14 protein-coding genes are annotated in these 16316 nt (G+C 60.3%); 10 read left to right on the plus strand and 4 right to left on the minus strand.

Going from position 1 to position 16316, the window contains the following annotated elements:
* The first annotated feature begins 9 nt into the window (after window positions 1–9).
* The 3 genes from ALFI_RS12855 to ALFI_RS12865 are packed head-to-tail and all read left to right on the plus strand — an operon-like array spanning window position 10 to window position 3902.
* Entirely contained in the window at window positions 10–999 is a 990-nt protein-coding gene (locus ALFI_RS12855) for a YitT family protein (RefSeq protein ID WP_014776122.1), read from the plus strand.
* Complete coding sequence (gene miaB / locus ALFI_RS12860) at window positions 989–2377, plus strand: tRNA (N6-isopentenyl adenosine(37)-C2)-methylthiotransferase MiaB (RefSeq protein WP_014776123.1); 1389 nt, start codon at window positions 989–991, stop codon at window positions 2375–2377. Before ALFI_RS12855 ends, miaB begins: the two co-directional genes overlap by 11 nt.
* A 16-nt stretch (window positions 2378–2393) precedes the next feature.
* Window positions 2394–3902, plus strand: a complete 1509-nt coding sequence (locus ALFI_RS12865; RefSeq protein ID WP_014776124.1) for a DEAD/DEAH box helicase — start codon at window positions 2394–2396, stop codon at window positions 3900–3902.
* Window positions 3903–4121: 219 nt separating this feature from the next.
* On the opposite strand, the gene der is transcribed toward ALFI_RS12865, so the two are convergent.
* Window positions 4122–5426 carry a ribosome biogenesis GTPase Der gene (gene der / locus ALFI_RS12870; RefSeq protein ID WP_009598014.1) on the minus strand — a complete coding sequence of 435 codons (1305 nt, stop codon included), beginning with the start codon at window positions 5424–5426 and terminating at the stop codon, window positions 4122–4124.
* A 191-nt stretch (window positions 5427–5617) separates the two neighbouring features.
* Window positions 5618–7681, minus strand: a complete 2064-nt coding sequence (locus ALFI_RS12875; RefSeq protein ID WP_042494122.1) for a cation:proton antiporter — start codon at window positions 7679–7681, stop codon at window positions 5618–5620.
* Window positions 7682–8007: 326 nt separating this feature from the next.
* On the opposite strand from ALFI_RS12875, the gene ALFI_RS12880 reads away from it, so the two are divergent.
* From ALFI_RS12880 to ALFI_RS12905, 6 genes are all read left to right on the plus strand, one after another.
* Window positions 8008–9159, plus strand: coding sequence for an MFS transporter (locus ALFI_RS12880; protein WP_014776126.1), 1152 nt, complete (start codon window positions 8008–8010; stop codon window positions 9157–9159).
* Between the two features lie 12 nt (window positions 9160–9171).
* The gene (locus ALFI_RS12885; protein WP_009598037.1) at window positions 9172–9768 is read left to right on the plus strand and encodes a porin family protein; all 597 of its coding nucleotides are present in this window, start codon (window positions 9172–9174) and stop codon (window positions 9766–9768) included.
* A 3-nt stretch (window positions 9769–9771) separates the two neighbouring features.
* Window positions 9772–10743: a PhoH family protein gene (locus ALFI_RS12890; RefSeq protein WP_014776127.1), complete on the plus strand. Its 972-nt coding sequence runs from the start codon at window positions 9772–9774 to the stop codon at window positions 10741–10743.
* Window positions 10744–10944: 201 nt separating this feature from the next.
* Window positions 10945–12414 carry an aminoacyl-histidine dipeptidase gene (locus ALFI_RS12895; protein WP_009597900.1) on the plus strand — a complete coding sequence of 490 codons (1470 nt, stop codon included), beginning with the start codon at window positions 10945–10947 and terminating at the stop codon, window positions 12412–12414.
* Window positions 12415–12420: 6 nt separating this feature from the next.
* Window positions 12421–13407: a diacylglycerol/lipid kinase family protein gene (locus tag ALFI_RS12900; protein ID WP_014776128.1), complete on the plus strand. Its 987-nt coding sequence runs from the start codon at window positions 12421–12423 to the stop codon at window positions 13405–13407.
* Window positions 13408–13573: 166 nt separating this feature from the next.
* A complete protein-coding gene (locus ALFI_RS12905) occupies window positions 13574–13927 on the plus strand; it encodes a nuclear transport factor 2 family protein (protein WP_014776129.1) in 354 nt (117 codons plus the stop codon).
* Between the two features lie 196 nt (window positions 13928–14123).
* Here the strand turns inward: ALFI_RS12905 and ALFI_RS12910 are convergent, their stop codons facing one another.
* Window positions 14124–14699: a hypothetical protein gene (locus tag ALFI_RS12910; RefSeq protein ID WP_014776130.1), complete on the minus strand. Its 576-nt coding sequence runs from the start codon at window positions 14697–14699 to the stop codon at window positions 14124–14126.
* Between the two features lie 150 nt (window positions 14700–14849).
* Between ALFI_RS12910 and ALFI_RS12915 the strand changes: the two genes are divergently transcribed.
* Window positions 14850–15233 (plus strand): MmcQ/YjbR family DNA-binding protein, encoded by a 384-nt coding sequence (locus ALFI_RS12915; protein WP_009598023.1) that lies wholly within the window; start codon window positions 14850–14852, stop codon window positions 15231–15233.
* Window positions 15234–15506: 273 nt separating this feature from the next.
* Here the strand turns inward: ALFI_RS12915 and pnuC are convergent, their stop codons facing one another.
* Complete coding sequence (gene pnuC, locus ALFI_RS12920) at window positions 15507–16268, minus strand: nicotinamide riboside transporter PnuC (RefSeq protein WP_014776131.1); 762 nt, start codon at window positions 16266–16268, stop codon at window positions 15507–15509.
* Window positions 16269–16316: the final 48 nt, after the last annotated feature.

Genomic DNA, 16316 nt, shown 5'->3' on the forward strand with positions numbered 1-16316 from the left:
TATACCTTTATGAATACAAAGGCTTTGCTGGAGCCGATGGGGTCGTGGGCGTGGTGGCGCTCGTGGTTCCTGATTTTTCTCGGCTGTTCGATCATGGGCGCGGGTTTCGTGCTGTTCGTCAATCCCTACAATTTCGTGCCGGGAGGTGTCTACGGTATGGGTATCGTACTCCACAACATTTTCCCGTCGATTCAGGTCGGTACGTTCGGCTATATGTTCGACGTGCCGCTGATGCTCACCGCGATGCTGGTTTTCGGCGGGCAGTTCGGTACGCGCACGGTGCTGGCTGCGCTCTATACGCCCGGTTTCATGAACGTGCTGACGCGGCTGGTCTATCCCGACGCCGCGGCCGTCGAGAGTCTCGATCCGGCGTTGTTGCTGGGCGGCCGGCTCGACCTGTCGAACGACCTGCTGCTGACGTGTATCATCGGCGCCGTGGTCATCGGTATCGGGCAGGGCGTCGTCGTGCGCCAGCAGGCGACTACGGGCGGCACGGACATCGTGGCGATGCTGCTGCAGAAGTTTGCCGGCATCAAGTTCTCGACCGGCATCCTGCTCGCCGACGGTTTCGTCGTGCTGTCGGGTCTGGCCGTTATCGGTTTCGGACTGGGTACGGGCGACGCTGCTTCCAACGGCTGGATGTTGACGCTCTATTCGCTCATCACGATCTACATCACCTCGCGCGTGATCGCCTATCTGCTGAACGGCGCGTCGTACGACAAACTGCTGTTCATCATCAGCGACCACCACGAGCAGCTCAAGCGCTTCATCATCGAAGACCTTGACCGCAGCGCCACTTATATCAAGTCGAAAGGCATGTACACCGACGCGCTGCGCGACATGATCTTTTTGGTGGTCAGCCGCAAGGAGGTGCGGCTCGTGCAGCACAAGATCAAGGAGATCGACCCTTCGGCGTTCGTGGTGGTGACCGACGCCTACGAGACTTTCGGCGAGGGCTTCAAGCAGTTCCCCGACAAGAACGAGATTCATGCCGAATAACAGAAACGAAAACGTGGAATTAAGACTCGATACGAATACATTGCGCCCCCTGTCGGGCGCCGGACGCAAACTTTTTGTCGAAACCTACGGCTGCCAGATGAATGTCGGCGACACCGAGATCGTGGTCTCCGTGATGCAGCGCGAAGGGTACGTATATACCGAGCGGATCGACGAGGCGGACGTTATCCTGATCAACACCTGTTCGATCCGCGACAATGCCGAACAGCGCATCTGGGGCCGTCTGGCCGAGATGAAACGCTACCGCCGGGCCAACCCCGGACTGGTCGTGGGTGTCATCGGCTGTATGGCCGAGCGCCTGAAGGAGAAGCTGGTCGAAGGACCGCACGGCGTCGATGTCGTGGCCGGGCCTGACGCCTACCGCGACCTGCCCCGGCTTGTGCGCGAAGCCGAAGCGGGCGGCAAGGGCGTCAATGTCCTGCTCTCGACCGAGGAGACCTATGCCGAGATCGCTCCCGTGCGGCTCGACCGCAACGGCGTAAGCGCCTTCGTCGCCATCATGCGCGGCTGCAACAACTTCTGCTCATACTGCGTGGTGCCCTATACCCGCGGCCGCGAACGCAGCCGCGATCCCGAAACCATTCTCGCGGAGGTCCGGACGCTGTTCGGGAACGGCTACCGCGAGGTGACGCTGCTGGGGCAGAACGTCAACTCCTACCGCTTCGGCGAGGTGGACTTTCCCGGCCTGATGCGCCGCGTGGCCTCCATTTCGCCCCTGCTGCGCGTGCGTTTCGCCACGTCGCACCCCAAGGATATCAGCGACCGCCTGCTGGAGGTCATGGCCGAAATGCCCAATATCTGCCGTGCGATCCATCTGCCCGCCCAGTCGGGTGCCTCGTCGATGCTCGCGCGCATGAACCGCAAATATACCCGCGAATGGTACCTCGACCGGGTCGCGGCCATCCGCCGCTACCTGCCCGACTGCGCCGTTACGACCGACCTGATCGCCGGATTTTCGGGCGAGACGGAGGAGGAGCACGCCGCGACGCTCTCGCTGATGCGCGAGGTCGGCTACGAGTTCGCCTATATGTTCAAATATTCGGAGCGCCCCGGCACTTACGCGCACAAGCACCTGCCCGACGACGTGCCCGAAGAGGTGAAGTCGGCGCGGCTGGCCGAAATCATCGCCCTGCAGAACGAACTGAGCCGCGCGAGCAACCTGCGCGACGTGGGGCGCGAATTCGAAGTGCTGGTCGAGGGAACGTCCAAGCGCGACGAGAACCAGCTTTCGGGCCGTACCTCGCAGAACAAGGTCGTGGTCTTCGACCGCGGCGGCCACGGCGTCGGCGACTATGTGCGGGTCCGCATCACGGGCTGCACTCCCGCGACGCTTTTCGGAGAAGAAATTTCAGAAGGATAAAATTAAGATACGTAAAATGCGATTTGACGAACTTGAGTTGGAGGATGAGATCCTCGACGGACTCTACGATATGAATTTTCAGGAGATGACTCCGGTGCAGGAACACACGATCCCGGTGATTCTCGAAGGCCGCGACATCATCGGATGCGCGCAGACGGGAACGGGCAAGACGGCGGCCTACACGCTGCCGTTGCTGAACCGGCTGCTGCTCGAAGGCAACGAAGACAATGTGATAAAATCGGTGATCATCGTGCCCACGCGCGAACTGGCGCAGCAGATAGACCAGCAGTTTCAGGGCTTTTCCTATTACCTGCCCATCTCGACCACGGTCGTTTACGGCGGCGGCGACGGCAAGGGCTGGGACGTGCAGAAGCGGGGTATGCTGATGGGGTCGGACGTGGTCATCGCCACTCCCGGCCGCATGATTTCGCATATCCAGAACAGCGGCATCGACCTCTCGCATGTCGAATGCCTGATTCTCGACGAAGCCGACCGCATGCTCGACATGGGTTTCAGCGAGGACATCATGAAGATCGTCTCGTACATGCCAAAGGAGCGGCAGACGATCATGTTCTCGGCGACGCTGCCCCCGAAGATCCGCGAACTGGCCAAGACCATTCTGCGCAATCCCGCCGAGGTGAATATCGCCATTTCGAAACCCAACGAGGCTATCGACCAGTCGGCCTATGTCTGCTATGAGAACCAGAAGCTGGACATCATCCGCGAGATGTTCGCCGAGCCGACCGAGTCGAAGACGATCATCTTCTCGTCGTCGAAGATGAAGGTCAAGGAGCTGGCCCATACGCTCAAACGCATGAAACTCAACGTGGCGGCCATGCACTCCGATCTGGAGCAGGCCCAGCGCGAGGAGGTGATGCTCGACTTCAAGAACAACAAGGTCTCGATCCTCGTGGCCACCGACATCGTGGCGCGCGGCATTGACATCGAGGACATCGGACTGGTCATCAATTACGACGTGCCGCACGACCCCGAAGATTATATCCACCGCATCGGCCGTACGGCGCGTGCCGCGGCGACCGGCGCTGCCGTGACCTTCGTCAGCGAGGAGGAACAGGGGAAATTCCACGCCATCGAGAAGTTTATCGAGCGGGATATCCGCAAAGCCGAACTGCCCGCAAGCGTGGGCGAAGGCCCGAAATACGCACCCGACGAAAACCGCGGACGTTTCGGCCGCGGCGGCAGGGGCGGCCGTGGGGGATCGGGACGCGGAGGTTCCGGCCGCGGCCGTGGACGCGGCGATAAAGGCGACGGAGGACGCTCAAGCAGGGGCGACGGCGACCGTAACCGCGACCGTCGCGGCGACAGAGAGCGTGCAGCTGCGGCGCCGGCCGAAAACGGCGCCGGGACTCCGCAGGCTGCGCCGGCGGATAACGACCATGCATCGGGCCGCGGCGAAGGCAACCGCGGAACGCGCGACCGCAAACGCCATCGCGGCGGCCGTAACCGCAATCGCAACCGCGGCGGAAATCCGCAGGAGGGCGGGGCTACGCCGGCGGCGAATTAGACCGGCGGACACTTCAAGATAATAGAGACCGGACTCAGTCGGAGTCCGGTCTTTCTGTTTTCCTTCCCGTTTGAAGCCGGGTTACTTCCGCCGGGAATGGACCTGCACAGGTACTCCGGAGTATAAAAAGTCCCCCTTTGTCAAAGGGGGACTTGGCGGGATATCGGTTCCTGATTTCGCTGTGCGAAAGAGGTCCGGTAGCCTTGTATTGCGGCCGTCTTACTTCTGCCGGAAATAAATCTGCATCGGCACCCCGGCGAAATCCCAGTGGTCGCGGATGTTGTTTTCGAGGAACCGGCGGTACGGCTCCTTGATGTACTGCGGCAGGTTGACGAAAAACGCGAACTGCGGCGTGGGCGTCGGGAGCTGGGTCACGTACTTGATCTTGATGTATTTGCCCTTGGTCGCGGGGGGCGGATAGTTCTCGATCAGCGGCAGCAGGAAATCGTTCAGTTCCGAGGTCGAGATGCGGCGTTTGCGCGACTGGTAGACCCGGATCGCGGTCTGGAGCACGTCGAATATGCGCTGTTTGCTGAGTACCGAGGTGAAGATGATCGGAATGTCGTTGAACGGCGCGAGTTTCTTTTTCAGGAACTCCGTCCACTCCTTCATCGTGTTGTTGTCTTTCTCTATGAGGTCCCACTTGTTGACCACGATCACGCAACCCTTGCGGTTGCGGACGATCAGGTTGTGGATGTTGAGGTCCTGCGATTCGAGTCCCTGCTGGGCGTCGAGCATCAGGATGCAGACGTCGGAATTCTCGATGGCGCGGATCGAGCGCATCACCGAGTAGAATTCGAGGTCCTCCATCGCCTTGCCCTTCTTGCGCATGCCTGCCGTGTCCACGAGGTAGAAATCCATGCCGAACTTGTTGTAGCGGGTGTGGATCGAGTCGCGGGTGGTGCCGGCGATCGAGGTCACGATGTTGCGTTCCTCGCCCAGCAGCGCGTTGGTCATCGACGACTTGCCGACGTTGGGACGGCCGACGATGGTGATATGGGGCAGGTCCTCGTCCTCTTCGGGGACGGTCTCCGCGGGCAGCGCCGCGAGGATGGCGTCCATCAGGTCGCCCGTACCGCTGCCGCTCATCGAACTGATGCAGAACGGATCGCCCAAACCGAGGGCGTAGAACTCGTGCGAGGAGTAGATCTGGTCGTTGTTGTCCACTTTGTTGCAGACGAGGATCACCTTTTTCGAGGTGCGGCGCAGGATATCGGCCATCAGCTGGTCGAGGTCGGTGATGCCGGTCGCAACCTCCACCAGAAAGAGGATCACGTCGGCCTCGTCGATGGCCAGCAGTACCTGACGGCGGATTTCGTCTTCGAAAATATCCTCCGAATTGACGGTGTAGCCGCCGGTGTCGATCACCGAAAATTCCTTTCCGTTCCAGTCCGTTTTGCCGTAGTGGCGGTCGCGGGTGGTGCCGGCCGTCGCATCGACGATGGCCTTCCGCTGGCCCACCAGACGGTTGAAGAGGGTGCTTTTGCCGACGTTAGGACGGCCCACGATTGCTACAAGGCTCATATTCTTTTCTTTTTTCTTAGGGCAAAGATAGTGCAAGTCGGGCGCAATGCCAAATTTATTTGAGCATTGTCCGTACGCCGCCTGTATGCTGCACGGATAGTGCAGGTCGGGCGCAAAACCAAATGCGCGGGACTCTTGCGGAACACACTCTGTAAAAACTGCAGGACAGAGAATACTCGTCCGGATACTTATTATATATACCAGCTCTCCGTGTCGCCGGCCTGTACGGGGTAGACCAGTACGAAGCTGTTGTCGGCGAAGAATTGCTCCATGCAGGCGGGGACCTTGCTCATGGCGGGGTGGTAGGAGACCCGCTCGCGGCGGCTCATCACGACCCACAGGCAGTCGTCGCGTTTGGTCTCGTAAGTGAGCGCCGTGAGGTCGTCCCACGGGTTGGAGACCACGTATTCGGCCTTGGCCGAGCGTTTGCCGCGGGTGGGGCGCAGGTACTGCATGGTGCTTTCCGGGGCGTAGAACACGATCCGGGCGCCCGAATTGTCGGCGATGTTGCGCAGTTTCTGAATCCACATCTGGAACCCGGCCTCCTTTTCGGCCTTCTCCGGTACGACCACCAGATGCCGCTTGATGGTCGGCAGGGGTTGCGCGGGGTGGTAGAGATAGGTGGTGACATTGCTCTGTCCCAGCACGTCGGCGGCCATGCGGCCGATGCCAGAACCGCCCGGCGTGCGGTCGTGGTGCATGCCCATCACGATGTCGGTGATGCTGCGCTCCTTGACCACGCTGACGATGGCGTTGGCGATGTTTACGTCGTAGCGGAGCAGCGCCTGCAGGTAGTTGTCCGACGCGGCGGCGGCTTTGGCGGCCGTGTCGAGGATTTTGCGGCCCCGCTTTTCGACCGTGGGGTCCTCGATCTTGTTGTCGATGGCGTTCAGGGCGTAGAGTCCGTTGCGGGATTTGGCCTTCTTGAGGGTCGTGCTCAGGCTTACCAGCTCGCTCACGGTCTGCTCGTTGGCGACCGGAATGAGGATGTGGTCCTCCTGCTGGGGCTGTTCGTCGTCGTCCTGCGCATTGCGCATGGCGATGTTGTGCGCGCCCCGCTGCGTGGCGAAGGTCGAGACCGTGCAGGTGGCCAGAATCATCAGGATCGTGCCGTTGAGCACGCTTTCGCTCAACAGGCGGATCGGCTCGCCGTCGGGCGTGTGTCCCAGTATGACGTTGTAGCCGACCATCACCGCCGCGAGCGTCGCCGCGACATGGGCGCTGCTCAGTCCGAAGATCACGGTGCGCTGGTCCGGTGAGAGACGGAATGTCTTCTGCGTGAGATAGGCGGCGATGTATTTGGCGGCCGTGATCAGGACGATCATGATCAGCGCCACTTCGATGCTCTCCCAGTCGCGGAAGAAGGCCCGGTAGTCGATGAGCATGCCCACGCCTATGAGGAAGAAGGGGATGAAGATGGCGTTGCCCACGAACTCGATGCGGTTCATCAGCGGCGAGGTGCGGGGTATGAGCCGGTTGAGGGCCAGACCGGAGAGGAAGGCGCCGATGATCGGTTCCAGCCCCGCGAGCTGTGCGAGGTAGGCGCCGAGGAAGACCATCGCCAGCACGAAGATATACTGGGATACGTTGTCGCTGCACTGTTTGAAGAACCAGTGCGCCAGCAGCGGAAAGAGGAACAGGATGATGCCGATGCACAACAGCACCGAGGCGCTGAGCCTCCACCAGAAGCTTTCATCCACGTTGCCTGTGGCCATGCCGACGATCACCGTGAGCAGCAGCAGGGCCAGCGTGTCGGTGATGACCGTGCCGCCGACGGCGATCGTGACGGCCTTGTCGCGCGAGATGCCGAGCTTGCTGACGATGGGATAGGCTATAAGGGTCTGGGAGGCGAAGAGTCCGGCAAGCAGGATCGAGGAGTAGATCGGGAATCCCATAATGTAATAACCTGCCAGAATGCCGAGCGCGAGCGGTACGCAGAAGGTGTAGAGTCCGAAGACGAGACTGCGCCAGCCGCTTTTTTTGAAGTCGGACGTATCCATGTCCAGTCCCGAAAGAAACATGATGTAGAGCAGGCCGGCGGTCCCCGAAAGGATGATGCTGCTGTCGCGCAGCACGAGGTTGAGTCCGTGAGGGCCGATAACCGCGCCGGCGATTATCAGCCCCAAAAGATAGGGGATCTTCAGCTTGTTCAGGAGCAGCGGCGCCGCCAGAATGATGATCAGAATCAGCAGAAACTTCAGGATCGGGTCTTCGAGCGGCAGTGTTATCGGTGCTATATGGGCGAATTGAAACATCATGCGATCATTTGGCTTTCCTACAAATATATAAAAATCTGCGGTTAAAAACAAGCCCCTGCCGCATTTTGCTGCGGCGGAGTCCGAACGGCCGATCCTGCGGGCTGTTTTTTGCGTGAGTGAATGGCGAGGGGCAGAGTTTGCGGGGAAAGGCGGGACATAAGGCGTGGAGAGTGGAACGGCGTTTCTCGCACGTTTTTTGTCGGTCGGGATTCGGCGTCGGCGCCGCAAAGAGAAAAAATTGTGAAATAATCGCGGTCCGGAAATCGGTTTTTATGGAAAAAAATGTAACTTTGAAAAATTGTATACCTGAAATTTCGCCGCTCATGCGTGTCGGTAAAGTAGATAAACGAGTGCTCGGCCCCGTGCTGATGGGCTTCTTCATAATGGGTTTCTGCGATATGGTGGCCCCGATCACGGGACGTATCGCACTGGAGTTTCCCGCGTCGCGGCAGGCGGCCGTGAGTTTCCTGCCCACGATGGTTTTCCTGTGGTTTCTGGTGCTCTCCACGCCGCTGGCCGCGCTGATGAACCGCATAGGCCGCAAGGCAACCGCGCTGATCGGCTACGCCTTTACGGTCGTCGGTCTGATGGTCCCCTACGTTGCGGGCGAAGGGTGCGCGCTGGGGTGGTATTTCGCCGGCTTCGGACTGCTGGGCGTGGGCAATACGGCGATTCAGGTGGCGATCAACCCCCTGCTGGCCACCATCGTACCGGGCGAGCGGATGACCAGCTACCTCACCGTGGGCCAGATCTTCCGCAACACCTCGCTCCTGCTGCTGGCGCCGATCGTCACCGCACTCGTGGCGCTCACCGGATCGTGGCGTCTGCTGCTGCCGATCTATGCGGGCCTTACGGTGCTGGGCGGCATCTGGCTGCAGGCGACTTCGGTAGCCGAACCGCCGCGCAGCGACCGCGCCGCGGGCATGGCCGACTGCTTCCGGCTGCTGGGAAACCCGACGGTGCTGCTCTGCACGCTGGGCGTGGCGTGTTTCATCGCGGGCGACGTGGGGATCGGATTCCTCTCGGTGCGGCTGATCGACAACCCCGATTCGATACTCACCACCACGGGCTTCTACGCCTGCCGCATCGTCGGCACGCTCGTCGGGGCGTGGGTGCTGGTGCGGGTGTCGGACGTGAAATACCTGCGCTGGAACATGGCGGGGGCTTTGGCGCTCTGCGCCGTGCTGCTGCTGGTGCGCGGCGAAACGGCGGTCTACGCCGCCGTGGGGCTGACGGGATTCGCCATGGCCTGCGTTTTCGCGACGTTCTACGCCGTGGCGACCAAGGCCGTGCCCGAAAAGGCCAACGAAGTGGCGGGACTGATGATTCTGGCCATCTCGGCGGGAGCCGTTTCGGGACCCGTCTGCGGGGCCATTGTCCGCTGGAGCGGCGATGCGCACTGGGGCATGCTGTTCGTCGCCCTGTGCGTGGGCTACATGCTCTGGGCGAGCTTCAAACTGAAAATAAAGCAATAAAAACTGAAAACGATGATTCGTAAGATCGTAGTAACCTCTTTGCTGGTCGTTTGCGCGCTCTCTGCCGCGGCGCAGCGGCCCCGCGCCCGGATCGAATGGGGCGTATTGGGCGGCATCAACATCCCCGACTATACGACCAACATGTCGGGCACCGACGTCAAGAACAAACTGGGCTGGCAGGCCGGTATCACCACGGCGGTCAATCTGGGGGCTTTCGCCGTCGAACCGCAGATACTCTATGTGCGTCAGGGACTCCGCATCCGCCCCGAAGGGCAGAAGGAGATCAACCTCAAGTCCAATTCGATCGACGTGCCGGTGCTGTTGTCGTTCCGCCTGCTGCGTCCCGTGCGGATCTATGCCGGTCCCGTCTTTACGGTGATGAACGACTGCAAGCAGAAGTCGGGCGGCGACCTGCTCGATTTCGGCCGCGTGCGTCCCACGATGTCCTACACGGTGGGCGCGGGAGTCAAGCTGCTGGGCCATCTGCTGGTGGACCTGCGCTACAACGGCCAGTTCAAAAGCAAGAAGGACGTGGTGCTTCCCGACGGCGGCAAGCTCGACAAACTCCGCACGTATAACGTGGCGCTTAACTTCGGATACCTTTTTTAGCCTATGACAGACGCAGTCGGAAAAGAGATACTCATCGAGGGCGCAGACCCCCGCGAGCTGTACGGGCCCCGGAATGTCTACCTCGATCAGATGAAATCGCTTCACCCCCAGCTCAGGATCGTCGCGCGGGGCTCTTCGCTCAAAGTCCTCGGTTCCGAAGCCGAGACGCGGCGTTTCGAGGAACGCATGGAGGGGCTGGTGGCCTATTATCTCAAATACGGACACATCTCGTCGCAGGTCATCGACCAGTGCTTTGCGGGCGGCATCGCTGCGCAGGAGGCCCCGGTCGACAAGGACGTGATCGTCTACGGCAACAACGGCAACATCGTCCGCGCCCGCACGGTCAACCAGCTCAGGCTGGTGAAACTTTATGACAGGAACGACCTGCTCTTCGCCGTGGGACCCGCCGGATCGGGCAAGACCTATACGGCCATTGCGCTGGCTGTGCGCGCCCTGAAGGAGAAGCAGGTGCGGCGCATCATCCTCACGCGCCCGGCAGTTGAAGCGGGCGAGAAGCTGGGTTTCCTGCCCGGTGACATGAAGGAGAAGCTGGACCCCTACCTGCAGCCGCTGTACGATGCGCTGAACGACATGATTCCGCCTGCCAAGTTGGCGAAGTATCTGGAGGAGGGCACGGTGCAGATCGCGCCGCTGGCCTACATGCGCGGCCGCACGCTCGACAACGCCTTCGTCATTCTGGACGAGGCGCAGAACACGACGCTCTCGCAGATCAAGATGTTCCTGACGCGCATGGGCCGCAACGCCAAGTTCATCGTCACGGGCGACGTGACGCAGATCGACCTGCCGCGCAAAAGCGACAGCGGGCTGGTGCGCACGATGGAGATTCTGCGCGAGGTGGAGGGCATCGGCATCGTCGAATTCGACGTGCGCGACATCGTGCGCCACCCATTGGTGAAGCATATCGTCGAGGCGTTCGACAAGTGCGGGACGGACCTGTCCAAAGTTGAAAAGTAAGGACGGAACCGCTCCGGGACGGGCCTTCCGGCCGCATGCGGGAGGTTCCCGCCGGGGAGAGGATTACGGCGCGTCGCCGAAGCGGCAGGCTAGGGGAGAAGCAGACCTGTAAACGACGCCAAAGGCGGCGGCAACGACGGCAGGGCTGAACGAGAATGAAAGAATACGCAAAACGATAACATATCATTAAAACCTACTTTTATGAACGACACACGCAATCTCGCGGCCCTGAAGCCGGCGCTGGTCTGGAAGCATTTCGCTCAGATCGTACGCATTCCGCGCCCCTCGTCGCACGAGGAGAAGATCCGCAAATACGTCATGGATTTCGCACGGGAGAAAGGACTCGAATGCAAGGAGGACGCCGCACATAACGTCTATGTCCGCAAACCCGCCTCGAAAGGCATGGAGGACCGCAAGGGCGTGGTCCTGCAGGCCCACCTCGACATGGTGCCCCAGAAGAACAACGACAAGAAGTTCGACTTCACGAAAGATGCGATCGACGCCTATGTCGACGGCGAGTGGGTGACGGCCGACGGCACGACGCTCGGTGCGGACAACGGCATCGGCGCGGCGGCCATTCTGGCCGTGCTGGAGGACGATTCGCTGGTACACGGTCCGCTGGAAGCGCTCTTCACGGCCACCGAGGAGACGGGGATGGACGGCGCGTTCGGGCTGAAAAAGGGGCTGCTGCACGGTGACATCCTGCTGAATCTCGACTCGGAGACCGAGGGCGAGCTGTACGTGGGCTGCGCCGGAGGGTTGGACGCGAACATCGTCTTCAAATATGCCGCCGAGCCGACGCCCGCGCGCAACTACACCGCGGCCCGGATCACAGTCAAGGGACTCAAGGGCGGCCATTCGGGCATTCAGATCGTCTGCCAGCGCGCCAACGCCAACAAGGTGCTGTTCCGTTTCCTGAACGCCGCGTCGGCGTCGCGCGATCTGGTGCTCTGTTCGGTGGACGGCGGCGGCCTGCGCAACGCCATTCCCCGCGAAGCCGAGGCGGTCGTGATGGTCAAAACCAAGGAGTACGAAGCTTTCGCCAAGGAGCTGAAAGCCTATGAAAAGGTCATTAAGGCCGAATATGCCGGCATTGAGGACGCCGTGTCGATCAAACTGAAGGAGTGCGAAGCCCCGAAGGAGCGGATCGCTGCCGACGTGGCCGCCCAGCTGACCAAAGCCGTTGTGGGATGTCCCGACGGCGTGCAGCGCATGTCGGTGTCGATGCCCGGACTGGTGCAGACTTCAAGCAACCTCGCGCGCGTGGTCTCCGACGGCAAGAGCGTCAAACTGCAGTGCCTGCTGCGCAGCTCGGTGAACTCGGAGAAGGCCGCGCTGGGCGAAGCGATCGCCGCGGTATTCTCTCTGGCCGGGGCCAAGGTACAGCTCACGGGCAGCTACGACGGCTGGAATCCGAACATGGAGTCGCCGATCCTCAAGGCCATGACTGCTTCCTACAAGGCCCTCTACGGCAAGGAACCCGCCGTGACGGCGATTCACGCCGGACTCGAATGCGGCATCATCGGCAGCAAATATCCCAAGATGGACATGATTTCGTTCGGACCCACGATCTGCTATCCCCACTCGCCCGACGAGAAGGTGGAGATCGCGTCGGTGGGCAAGTTCTACGACTTCATGGTCGATACGCTGCGCAATATTCCCAAAAAGTAGTGCGCTTTGGAAGCCGACAAGGTCAAATGGTTCGTCATTGTCAATCCCGTGGCTGGAGGCGGCCGCGGGCTTGACCATTTTCCGCAGATATCGAAGCTCCTGCGCGACGCTCATATCGTCTGCGAACCGGTCTTCACGGAGCATAAGTTCCACGCCACGGAACTTACCGTGTCGGCCGTCAAGGAGGGTTACCGCAATATCATCGTCGTGGGCGGCGACGGCACGCTACACGAGGTGGTGAACGGACTTTTCATCCAGCAGGAGGTCTGTCCCGACGAGGTGCTGCTGGCGGTGATCGCCGTGGGAACGGGCAACGACTGGGTCCGCACGTTCGGTATTTCGAACCGCTATCAGGATGCCGTGAAGGCCATCGGCGAGGGCTACTCGTTCCTGCAGGACGTGGGCGTGGTGTCGTACGAGGAGTCGCACTACCGCCAGAGCCGCTATATGGCCAACGTAGCGGGCGCGGGTTTCGACGCGCGGATGGTGCGCAAGCTTTCGCACCTCAAGAAAAAGGGCCGCAAAAGCCGCTGGCGCTCCACGTGGTGTCTGGTCAAGAACTTCTTCCGCTACAAGTCGACGGGCGTGAAGGTGTGGGTCGACGACCGGCTGGTTTACAACAACCTGCTGTTCAGCATCGCCATCGGCATCTGTAAGTACAACGTCGGCGGCATGCAGCAGCTGCCCGACGCCGTGGCCGACGACGGTATGCTCGACGTGTCGCTGGTGCGTCCCGTGCATTTCTGGCACCTGCTGTTCCGCTTCCACTACCTGTTCAACGGCGGCATCTACCGCATCCGGCATATCCTGCAGGAGAGGGGGAGCTGTATCCGCATCGAGTCGTCGCCCGAAATTTCGGTCGAGGTGGACGGTGAGCTGCTGGGCGAGACGCCGCTCGAATTCTCGATTCTCCACAAGGCGGTCCGGATCGTCGTGGGCCGGGAGTTCTACGACCGGCAGGAGCGCGGCGAGTGCCCGTGCGAGGGCAAGTAGCGGCCGCGGCCGGAATTTGCGCCGGAAAACGGCGTGCGGCAAGCGGTCGTGTCGGGCGGCGTTTCCGGGAAGAAGCGGAAAATAATACGTTAGTCTCTTTAAAAACGATGTATAACACTCGGAAGCCGCTTGGAAGGTAAATCCGAACTATAAATCAAGCATGATTATGACGCCTAAAGAAGTTTTGGAAAAGTGGATAGACCGCTTTAATGCCGCCGATGCGGTCCGTCTTACGGAGCTGTATGCCGAAGATGCGGTAAACCATCAGGTTGCGAATAAACCGGTGGTAGGAAAAACGGCGATCCGTGAAATGTTTGCAAATGAATTTGCAACGGCTGAAATGGTTTGTATCGTAGAGAATATTTTTGAAGATGGAGAATGGGCGATAATGGAATGGAAAGATCAGCTCGGACTTCGCGGATGTGGATTTTTTCATGTGAAAAACGATAAAATCGTCTTTCAGAGAGGGTATTGGGATAAACTCTCGTTTTTGAAACAGTACAATCTTCCTGTTGAATAATGCTGTGAATTCGTCGCGGCTGTTTTTTGACGTTCCGTTATCGGGTTGTTCGTCGATCGGGTATGTGAACCGATGAGAATCTGAAACAAAAAAAGCAGGCTTTTGCAAAAGCCTGCCTTTTTTGTGCGCGGACCGTGCGGCTGCGCGTCGTTTGCCGTGCGATTCCGGTTGTCCCGGTTATGCGGTCCCGGTTCTGTCAGTCGGCGGTCTCGGTCACCTCCACTTCGGTAATCACCCAGTCGAAGAGGTCGTTGGCGCATCCGGCTTCCATCTGACGAATCTGCGACATGTCGGTCGTGTCGGCCAGTATGGCGTTGAAGAACTGCGACATGGTGCTGTAGGCAGCGTTCACCTTGCCAGCGAAGCAGTTGTAGAAAGCCTTCTGCTGCTGGTGGTCCAGCCCGGCGGGGAGCACGCCCTGCGCCACCAGATAGTTGTACGGATAAATATGGCGCATGTTGTGTGCGTCGGCGTTCAGTTCGTCCACGATGGTCGTGACGACGATCATGTCGACCGTGTCGGTCACGCCCGGCATTTCGACGAAGGTCGTATAGACGGGGTAGGCCCCTTCCAGATCACCGGCCACCTCGTCGGTAAAGAGCACGAATTCATCGTCCGAAAGGTCGTCGAGATAGACCATCTGACGGTAGCTGCGCAGGGCTTCGCGCATCGCTTTGCGCTGTTCGTGATTCCATTGCCGCTGCTGCGAGCAGCCGACCAGACCCGCTGCGAATGTCGACAGCAGGCAGATACAGAGGAGAATTTTTTTCATCGTTTCCTTGATTTTGGTTTTACTTGGGAGCAGGACGCAATACGTGTGCCAAAAATTATATATCTTTGGGTGGCGAGTAATTCCGGCCGGCCGTGGAAATGCGCCGCTGCGACGGAATTGTGCCGGACCGGAACGAAAAAACGATCGATTATGGATGTACTGACTTTCCGCGACTACTGTCTGTCGCTGCCGATGGCCGAAGAGACTACGCCCTTCGACGAAACGACCCTTGTCTACAAGGTCGGGGGCAAGATGTTCGCCTGCGCCGACATGGCCGAATTCGAATGGGTCGCCGTGAAATGCGATCCGGCCGAAGCCGTGCTGCTGCGTGAGCAGTACGACGAGGTGAGTGCGGCGTGGCACTTCAACAAACGCCACTGGAACGCCGTCCGCACCACGGGCGACCTGCCCGACGGCTTTATCCGCGAGCAGATTCGCAACTCTTACCTGCTGGTGCTGCGGTGCAGCGTGACGCCCAAGGCGCTGCGCGAGGAGATCCTCGCCTATGTCGGGGAGCACGGCCTGCCGGAATAGGGACGCGGAGAAGGTTTTCGGGGCAGGCTTCGCTCTTTGCCGGGCAGGGACTCCGATGCGCCGGAGCGTCGTCTTTCTCAGCGAACAAGAACCGGATGCAATAACGCAGTAACGTGGGACTTACCCTGCGTTACTGCGTTATTCGTAATGGTCGCCGAGTTTCGGCGGCCCAGTGCCGGCGCCGTTCCGCGTTGTGCGGCTCTGCTGTGTCTCACTCGCGTTGTGTTGCTCAGCGTCGGCGGCGCCTTGTGCCGTAGTGATTCTTCGCCTGCGTTACTTTGCGGCGCCGGTCGTTTCTTGTGCCGCGAGCTTGCGCCAGCGCAGGTATCCGGCCACGGCCAGCGCCGAGTAGAGGGCGTAGAGTCCCGCGGTGAGGGGGATTCCCTTGTAGAGATACAGCCCGATCGTTATCAGATCGACGGCCAGCCAGACGAGCCACTGTTCGATGTATTTGCGCGAGAGCATCCACATCGCCACGATGCTTGCCGCCGTGGTCATCGCGTCCCAGAAGGGCACGGTACTGTTGGTGAATCGGGAGAGCAGGAAATAGATTCCGGTGTGCGCCGCGGCGTAGACTGCGGTCAGTCCTGCTGCATAGCACAGGGGCGTATGCCCGATCCGGACGGCGGCGGGTTCTGCGCTCCGGGCTGTTTGGGCCGCTTCGGGTCCTGCATTGCAGGCCGTTTGGTCGCTATGTCCCGCCGTTGTGTTCCGGTCCGGTTGGCTGTTGTGTCCCCCCGCGAGTGCTTCGCTTCCGGCTGTTTGGGCTGGTTGTCCTGCTGCCGCGTTCCGGGCCGTCTTGGCTTTTTTGTGTGGGGCGTTTCGCCACACGAGCCATCCGTAGAGTCCTGCCAGCACGTAGTAGACCTGCATCGAGCAGTCGGCGTACAGCCCCGCCTTGTAGTAGAGCGCGCCGTGGACCAGCGGCATGACGAGTCCCACGATCCACAGCCGGATGTCGGCGCGGTATTCGAGCCAGAGATAGAGCAGCCCCAGCATCACGCCGGCGATCTGCAGGATAAGTTTCCAATCCATCGTTTTATCTGCGTTGCGTCCATCCGGATCGGGTTCCGGGAGGACGGA

The sequence above is a fragment of the Alistipes finegoldii DSM 17242 genome (assembly GCF_000265365.1).
GTDB classification, from domain to species: Bacteria; Bacteroidota; Bacteroidia; order Bacteroidales; family Rikenellaceae; genus Alistipes; species Alistipes finegoldii.

Excerpts from the sequence above, each read along its gene's own strand:
- ALFI_RS12895 (WP_009597900.1), top strand. The coding sequence starts at position 10,945 with ATGAACGACACACGCAATCTCGCGGCCCTGAAGCCGGCGCTGGTCTGG.
- ALFI_RS12885 (WP_009598037.1), top strand. The coding sequence starts at position 9,172 with ATGATTCGTAAGATCGTAGTAACCTCTTTGCTGGTCGTTTGCGCGCTC.
- miaB (WP_014776123.1), top strand. The coding sequence starts at position 989 with ATGCCGAATAACAGAAACGAAAACGTGGAATTAAGACTCGATACGAAT.
- ALFI_RS12875 (WP_042494122.1), bottom strand. The coding sequence starts at position 7,681 with ATGTTTCAATTCGCCCATATAGCACCGATAACACTGCCGCTCGAAGAC.
- ALFI_RS12890 (WP_014776127.1), top strand. The coding sequence starts at position 9,772 with ATGACAGACGCAGTCGGAAAAGAGATACTCATCGAGGGCGCAGACCCC.
- ALFI_RS12865 (WP_014776124.1), top strand. The coding sequence starts at position 2,394 with ATGCGATTTGACGAACTTGAGTTGGAGGATGAGATCCTCGACGGACTC.
- der (WP_009598014.1), bottom strand. The coding sequence starts at position 5,426 with ATGAGCCTTGTAGCAATCGTGGGCCGTCCTAACGTCGGCAAAAGCACC.
- ALFI_RS12905 (WP_014776129.1), top strand. The coding sequence starts at position 13,574 with ATGACGCCTAAAGAAGTTTTGGAAAAGTGGATAGACCGCTTTAATGCC.
- ALFI_RS12910 (WP_014776130.1), bottom strand. The coding sequence starts at position 14,699 with ATGAAAAAAATTCTCCTCTGTATCTGCCTGCTGTCGACATTCGCAGCG.
- pnuC (WP_014776131.1), bottom strand. The coding sequence starts at position 16,268 with ATGGATTGGAAACTTATCCTGCAGATCGCCGGCGTGATGCTGGGGCTG.
- ALFI_RS12880 (WP_014776126.1), top strand. The coding sequence starts at position 8,008 with ATGCGTGTCGGTAAAGTAGATAAACGAGTGCTCGGCCCCGTGCTGATG.
- ALFI_RS12855 (WP_014776122.1), top strand. The coding sequence starts at position 10 with ATGAATACAAAGGCTTTGCTGGAGCCGATGGGGTCGTGGGCGTGGTGG.
- ALFI_RS12915 (WP_009598023.1), top strand. The coding sequence starts at position 14,850 with ATGGATGTACTGACTTTCCGCGACTACTGTCTGTCGCTGCCGATGGCC.